This is a genomic window from Microcoleus sp. N9_A1, from assembly GCF_036701795.1.
Taxonomy (GTDB): Bacteria; Cyanobacteriota; Cyanobacteriia; order Cyanobacteriales; family Microcoleaceae; genus Microcoleus.
In genome coordinates this window covers 37074-43589 of record NZ_JAUBRI010000057.1, presented here as the reverse complement: position 1 = coordinate 43589, position 6516 = coordinate 37074, and the positions used below count along the sequence as shown (strand labels likewise).

Genomic DNA, 6516 nt, shown 5'->3' with positions numbered 1-6516 from the left:
GAGAGTGGGAGAGTGGGAGAGGGGGAGAGTGGGAGAGGGGGAGAGTGGGAGAGTGGGAGAGGGGGAGAGTGGGAGAGTGGGAGAGGGGGAGAGTGGGAGAGGGGGAGAGTGGGAGAGTGGGAGAGGGGGAGAGTGGGAGAGTGGGAGAGGGGGAGAGTGGGAGAGGGGGAGAGTGGGAGAGTGGGAGAGGGGGAGAGTGGGAGAGGGGGAGAGTGGGAGAGGGGGAGAGTGGTGATGACTTTCGATCGCTAACCAATTACTTTTGATTGATGAAGACAATGACAGAAAATAACGAGGAATCTTGCAGCCAAGGCTTGAGGGCTTGTGTCAAAAGCCTGGGAATCGCTCAAATCGAGCGGCATATTTTTATCTGTGCCGACCAAACCGTGCCCAAGTGCTGCGATCGGCAAACCAGTCTGGAGGCGTGGAATTACTTAAAAAAACGCTTGCAAGAATTGGGGTTGGACAAGCCAAGTGCCACTAGACCAACCTGCGTCTTTCGCACGAAAGCCAATTGCCTGCGAGTGTGCGCGTCGGGCCCGATTATGGTAGTCTATCCAGACGGAGTGTGGTATCGCGACGTTACTCCACCCGTCATTGAGAGAATTATTCAGGAACATCTCCTAAACTCAAAGGTAGTTCAAGAATACGCTTTCTTGACTCATCCTTTGCCTGTGCGTGCTGAGGCGGAGCCAAACATTTAAGTATAGCGCTGTTTAAAGTACAGGGTTATAGGTAAAGTGTTAAATTTAAGGTTAAGGGTGAGAATTTGAGACAGTTTGGCGTCCGGGCGATCGCACCTGCTACAGTTCAATAAAACTGTAGTTAGATTCTTGTCTTCCTTGTGCGGCTTCCCGTGTTCCTTGTGTTTCTCAAAAGGTACAGTAAAAAAATCGATCACAGGAACTGTGAAATTTTGTGCAAAAATTTCTCAGTGGCAGACACTAAGCAGGTTGCCAAACTACACTAGAAACAGTTAAATACGTAAGTAGGGAGTCTGCTTAAATTTCTCTATATCAGAAGTATCATTTAAAATCGGGGCATTAACCTGAAATTGAACCGATCAAGATTAAATATTTAACTTGGGATCTGTTAGGGAATCTCCAATCAATCAAGGCTGATCTTGACAGGGCGATCGTCGATTACAGGTTTGGGCTGCGTTCCAGGTCGTAAGACACTCACAAACAGCAGTCAATTATAGGTTGGAAAGCGGTAATACCCGCCCCGCTTTCCCTCACCGCCATCCCTTCAGCCGACCGTCGTCCTCCACCCCCAGCCGGGTGGCGGGGGACTGACGGAAAAGACAGAAGTGAAAATAAGGAAGCGTGCGGGATACTTTAGCGGCAATAAACATGACAAAGGACAATAATTCAGGAGATCAAAAACGGCTGATGCTGGTTGACGACGACCCCAACTTGATCTTGCTGGTCAAGGACTACTTGGAGTTTCGGGGTTACAACGTCATTACAGCAGAAAACGGCAGAGACGCTCTGGAAAAACTAGAACAAGAAGTTCCCGACTTGATTATCTGCGATGTGATGATGCCGGAAATGGACGGCTACACTTTAGTCAAACACATCAGAGAAGACCCTCGCACTAGCTGGATTCCGGTTCTTTTCTTGTCCGCAAAAGGTCAAAGTTCAGACCGAGTAAAAGGCTTGAGCACTGGGGCTGACGTTTATATAGTCAAGCCTTTTGAACCAGAAGAACTGGTAGCCCAAGTGGAATCTTCTCTGAAAGCAGCATCCCGCTTGATTCGCCACTCAAATCCCGGTATGGACAGTGGCCCCAAAATTAAGGCGCGCCGCAATGTCGAATTGACTCCCACTGAGTTAAAGGTGGTACAGTTGCTAGCGCAGGGTATGGCAAACCGCCAGATCGCAGACGTGATGAATGTCAGCCAGCGGACTATCGAAAGCCACGTCAGCAATATGCTGGGCAAAACAGGTCTGCACAACCGGACAGAGTTAGCTCGCTGGGCTCTTGAAAGCAAAAAGGCTTGAGCGGAGGTAGTCTGCACTATGAAATCAGGGAGCAAAATCTACTGCTATGCGCTTCGGTATGCCTGCTTGGCGGTAGGGCGGTGGGCGCGGTAGTTTGAAGGCGCCATTAACCTTGACACGGCAGCCGGTATTGAGTTACTAGGCGTATAGTTTGTGAGGGCCCCTCGCTCAAAAGCAAGCAGGGTTAAAAGAACCCTCTGGCGGTAGAGCCGAAAATATGAAATACTGGGGAGATGGAGTTTTCTGAAGTCTAATCTATTGCCTCAGTTAGCTCCATGTTGCTAAAATGTGATATTTAGATTAACTTCTTTCTACAATTATTAGGTCTAAGTTTCTATGACAAACTTAATGAACCGCCTTTCTATTTTTGTGGACGGGAACAATATGTTCTACGCTCAACAAAAGAACGGTTGGTTTTTTGATCCTCGCAGGGTGCTCGAATATTTCAAAACTTCGCAGCCGAATGTCATCTTGATCAATGCTTTCTGGTATACGGGTCTGAAAGACCCCCAAGATCAAAGGGGATTTCGAGATGCTTTGATTAGTCTAGGTTACACGGTTCGCACTAAAATTCTTAAGGAATATTACGACGATGCTTCGGGCAGATATTCTCAAAAGGCTAATTTAGACATAGAGATTGTGGTTGATATGTTTAATACCGTGGATCAATACGACCAAGTTGTGCTGTTTAGCGGGGATGGAGATTTTGAGCGGGCGATCGAGCTGCTCCGCTCGAAAAATACTCATATTACTGTGGTATCAACCGAAGGAATGATTGCTAGAGAGTTACGAAATGCTACAGATAGGTATATAGACCTAAATGAAATTAGGGAACATATCGAGAAGATGGATTATTAGTCAGTTGACAGTTGACAGTTGACAGTTGACAGGGAAGCAGTCCGATTTCATTAATCATTAGTCATTGGTCATCAGTCATCAGTCATTAGTCATTAGTCATTAGTCATTAGTCAGCAGTCAGGCGTTATGGGTTATTGATTATTAATTATTTGTTATGGGCGCGAAGCACAAGACTGGTGACTGGCAATAATTGCCCAGAAAAACGGACAAGTAAAAATCAGGAAAACACTTTTTTAGAGCTATGAAAACTCAACCAAGTCAAGACCGGATTATTATTTTCGATACGACTTTGCGGGACGGAGAACAATCTCCGGGTGCATCTCTGAATGTGGATGAAAAGCTGACTATTGCTCGCCAGTTAGCAAGATTGGGCGTGGATGTGATTGAAGCCGGTTTTCCTTTCACCAGCACGGGAGATTTTGAGGCCGTCCAAAAAATAGCGCGATCGGTCGGCACGGAAAATGGGCCGACAATTTGCGGTTTGGCAAGGGCGAGAAAGCCGGATATCAAAACAGCAGCCGAAGCTCTGAAACCAGCGGTAAATTCGCGAATTCATACGTTTCTGGCTACGTCTGACATTCACTTAGAATATAAGCTGAAAAAGACGCGGGCTGAGATTCTGGAAATTGTGCCGGAAATGGTGGCTTACGCTAAGTCTTTTGTGGATGATGTGGAGTTTTCGCCGGAAGATGCTTGTCGTTCGGAACCGGAGTTTTTGTATCAGGTTCTAGAACGGGCGATCGCAGCCGGTGCAACTACTGTTAATATTCCCGATACTGTGGGCTACACTACTCCGAGTGAGTTTGGGGCTTTGATTCGGGGAATTAAGGAAAATGTGCCGAATATCGATCGCGCAATTATTTCGGTTCACGGTCACAATGACTTAGGATTGGCTGTTGCTAACTTTTTGGAAGCTGTGAAAAATGGCGCCAGACAGTTAGAATGCACGATTAATGGCATTGGCGAACGGGCGGGAAATGCTGCTTTGGAAGAGTTGGTAATGGCGCTTTACGTGCGGCGCCAATATTTTAATCCGTTCTTGGGCCGGCCTGCGGATTCTGACGAACCTCTGACGAATATTGATTCGCGCCAAATTTACAAAACTTCCCGCTTGGTTTCCAATTTAACGGGGATGTTGGTGCAGCCAAATAAAGCGATAGTCGGGGCCAATGCTTTCGCCCACGAGTCGGGAATTCACCAAGACGGAGTGCTGAAAAATAAGCTGACATACGAGATTATGGACGCTGAGTCGATCGGCTTAACGGAAAATCAAATCGTCTTGGGTAAATTGTCGGGCCGCCACGCATTTCACACTCGCTTGAAAGAGTTGGGTTTTGAAATGGCCGACGATGAGCTGAATAAGGCTTTTGTCAAGTTTAAAGATTTAGCAGACAAGAAAAAAGAGATTACTGATTGGGATTTAGAGGCGATCGCCAACAACGAAGCCCACCAAGCACCGGAACTGTTCCGGTTAGAATTGGTACAGGTTTCCTGCGGCGACAAATCTCGCCCGACAGCAACAGTCACTGTGCGGAATCCGGCGGGCGAAGAATTGACCGATGCTGCGATCGGCACTGGGCCTGTGGATGCGATTTACAGGGCAATTAACCGGGTGGTAAACGTACCGAATGAGTTGATCGAGTTTTCTGTACAATCGGTAACAGCGGGCATAGATGCGATCGGCGAAGTCACAATTCGGTTGCGCCATGAAGGCAAAGTATTTTCTGGACACTCAGCAAATACCGACATTATCGTCGCCTCCGCAGAAGCATACATCAGCGCTTTAAATCGACTGTACGTGTCATTACAGTCTAGTGCTGAAAAAGCATCGGAAAAGCCAACTAAAATCAGAAGTGAAGTTGTTGCAGCAGAAGTACAGCGCTGATAAATTTATTGTCAGGCATATTTCTTAAAACAAACCGCAGACGAACCAAGATAATAGCAGATAAATCTCAATTAATCTGCGTTAATCCGCGTTCATCTGCGGTTTCAAATTAATTTTTTTACAAACAACAAACACTTAAAAAAATGCAAGACGAAACGTTAAAAAAAGAGCGACAATTCCATGATGCTTGGGCATCGACAATCGACGTTGATGGCATCCGAGTCAATGATTACTTTGAAGCTTGTACAGCCCCAGAAAATAGATTCATCGTCCAGCAAATGGGCGATATCATTGGCAAACGCCTCTTAGATTTAGGCTGCGGCGCGGGAGAAAATAGCGTTTATTTCGCTAAAAAAGGGGCGCTATGTACGGCGGCTGACTATTCTCAGGGCATGGTAGAAGTTGCTCTGAAATTGGCAGAGACAAACGGCGTCAAAATCGAAGGTTGTACTGTAAATGCAATGGCGCTAGATTTCCCAGACAATAGTTTTGATATTGTTTACGCTTCTAATTTATTGCACCATTTGCCGGAACCAGAAAAAGCAATTCGCGAAATGCAGCGCGTGCTGAAACCGGGCGGTAAAGCTTGTTTTTGGGACCCGATGAAGCACAATCCGGTGATTAATGTTTACCGCAAGATGGCTACTGAGGTGCGAACTGAGGATGAAACTCCTTTGGATATTAATATTGTCAAGTTTGTTGAATCTCTGTTTTCGGAGACGGCTTACGATACGTTTTGGTTGACCTCGCTGTGGATTTTTTTGCGTTTTTATTTGATCGAAAAAGTGCATCCGAATGATGAGCGTTATTGGAAGAAGATTATTCTTGAAGAAGAGAGATTGAAGCCGGAATACTCTCGATTGGAAACGTTGGATGGGTTTTTAAAGAAGTTGCCTTTGATGAAGCGGTTGGCTTGGAATTTGGCTGTGGTAGCAACAAAGTAATTAAAAGAAGTACAATAAGTCTAAGCATTTAATTAAGAAGCTAATTATGCCAGAAACTATTACTGCTATCTACGAAAACGGGGTTTTTCGCCCCTTGAGTTCTGTGTCTTTCCAAGATGGGGAAACTGTGCAGATTCAACTCTGGCCTGATGATCCCAAAAAGCAGGCAGAATTGGCAATCCAGTTGTTGGTCGATCGAGGATTGGTGACTCCACTACCTAACACTCCCCAGAATGTCGAGGCTGTAACCGATGAAGATGTTTATGAATTGGCTAAAAAGTTAGGGGCAAAACCGGGCAAGCCTCTGTCTGAAATGATTATCGAGGATCGCGGGCCGTGGTAAACATTTATTTTTTGGATAGCAGCGCTCTCATCAAAAGATATGTGGTTGAAATTGGCAGCCCTTGGATCAAGACTCTCACGGATTCCCAGACGGGTAACTCGCTGCTTCTCGTCCGCATCACCTGGGTGGAAGTTCTTAGTGCTTTTGCACGCAGACAGCGTGAAGGTGGTATAAATGCTGCGGAAGTTGCTACACTAATTCAACATTTTAGATCGGAATTCAATAGTCGGTATAGAGTTATTGAAGTTGATGAGGTACTAGCTGAAAGGGCGGGTGAACTGATTATTCAATATCCATTGCGGGCTTGTGATGCTGTGCAATTGGCGGCTGCTTTGCGGGTTCAATCTGTTTTAACATCAATGCCAGAAACTCAACTAATTTTTGTTTCGGCGGACAACAGGCTGCTGAATATTGCTCAGTCGGCCGGGTTGGCGATCGACAATCCTAATAATTATCGCTCATCAAACGGTTCGTAGTGCGGAC

At 46.1% G+C, this 6516-nt stretch carries 8 protein-coding genes; all 8 read left to right on the top strand.

The genetic code is table 11. The features are described from left to right. Positions 1-252 (top strand): hypothetical protein (locus QUA58_RS22960; protein WP_333396174.1); only part of this gene is annotated, 252 nt, incomplete at its 5' end. 26 nt (positions 253-278) lie between these two features. Continuing rightward, entirely contained in the window at positions 279-704 is a 426-nt protein-coding gene (locus QUA58_RS22955) for a ferredoxin (RefSeq protein ID WP_333396173.1), read from the top strand. A gap of 648 nt (positions 705-1352) precedes the next feature. Then, complete coding sequence (locus QUA58_RS22950) at positions 1353-2003, top strand: response regulator transcription factor (RefSeq protein WP_333248574.1); 651 nt, start codon at positions 1353-1355, stop codon at positions 2001-2003. A 336-nt stretch (positions 2004-2339) separates the two neighbouring features. Next, complete coding sequence (locus tag QUA58_RS22945; protein ID WP_006633075.1) at positions 2340-2861, top strand: LabA-like NYN domain-containing protein; 522 nt, start codon at positions 2340-2342, stop codon at positions 2859-2861. A 241-nt stretch (positions 2862-3102) separates the two neighbouring features. Then, positions 3103-4746 carry a 2-isopropylmalate synthase gene (locus tag QUA58_RS22940; RefSeq protein ID WP_333396171.1) on the top strand — a complete coding sequence of 548 codons (1644 nt, stop codon included), beginning with the start codon at positions 3103-3105 and terminating at the stop codon, positions 4744-4746. Positions 4747-4889: 143 nt separating this feature from the next. Next, complete coding sequence (locus QUA58_RS22935) at positions 4890-5690, top strand: class I SAM-dependent methyltransferase (RefSeq protein ID WP_333248577.1); 801 nt, start codon at positions 4890-4892, stop codon at positions 5688-5690. A gap of 46 nt (positions 5691-5736) precedes the next feature. Continuing rightward, on the top strand, positions 5737-6033 hold the full coding sequence (locus QUA58_RS22930) for an antitoxin family protein (RefSeq protein ID WP_106150941.1): 297 nt from the start codon (positions 5737-5739) through the stop codon (positions 6031-6033). After that, a complete protein-coding gene (locus QUA58_RS22925; protein WP_333396169.1) occupies positions 6027-6509 on the top strand; it encodes a type II toxin-antitoxin system VapC family toxin in 483 nt (160 codons plus the stop codon). Before QUA58_RS22930 ends, QUA58_RS22925 begins: the two co-directional genes overlap by 7 nt. Positions 6510-6516: the final 7 nt, after the last annotated feature.

Coding starts and splice junctions, on each gene's coding strand:
- QUA58_RS22950 (WP_333248574.1), top strand. CDS start 1,353: ATGACAAAGGACAATAATTCAGGAGATCAAAAACGGCTGATGCTGGTT.
- QUA58_RS22945 (WP_006633075.1), top strand. CDS start 2,340: ATGACAAACTTAATGAACCGCCTTTCTATTTTTGTGGACGGGAACAAT.
- QUA58_RS22955 (WP_333396173.1), top strand. CDS start 279: ATGACAGAAAATAACGAGGAATCTTGCAGCCAAGGCTTGAGGGCTTGT.
- QUA58_RS22935 (WP_333248577.1), top strand. CDS start 4,890: ATGCAAGACGAAACGTTAAAAAAAGAGCGACAATTCCATGATGCTTGG.
- QUA58_RS22930 (WP_106150941.1), top strand. CDS start 5,737: ATGCCAGAAACTATTACTGCTATCTACGAAAACGGGGTTTTTCGCCCC.
- QUA58_RS22940 (WP_333396171.1), top strand. CDS start 3,103: ATGAAAACTCAACCAAGTCAAGACCGGATTATTATTTTCGATACGACT.